1 protein-coding gene is annotated in these 218 nt (G+C 62.4%); it reads right to left on the minus strand.

Annotated features, from left to right (window positions below; genetic code table 11):
- A partial coding sequence (locus GOSPT_RS05265; protein WP_005203774.1) for an AMP-binding protein occupies positions 1–218 on the minus strand: 218 nt, incomplete at both ends.

The raw sequence follows: 218 nt of genomic DNA on the forward strand, positions 1-218 counted from the left end.
ATCGACGTGTTGGCCACCGGAATCCCGATGGGAATCAAGCGATCTCGTGTGGTGACATCGGCGTAGCCGACTTCGACGGCCGCCTCTGTCGGCCCGAAGAGATTGTGGATCGACACGTCCGGCAACAATCGATGGGCTGCGGCAACGGTGGCAGGCGGCAACGCCTCGCCCGAACAGAAGACCCACCGCAGGGAGTCGAGTTCGCGAATACGTTGCTC

The organism is Gordonia sputi NBRC 100414, assembly GCF_000248055.1.
In the GTDB taxonomy this organism is placed as follows: domain Bacteria; phylum Actinomycetota; class Actinomycetes; order Mycobacteriales; family Mycobacteriaceae; genus Gordonia; species Gordonia sputi.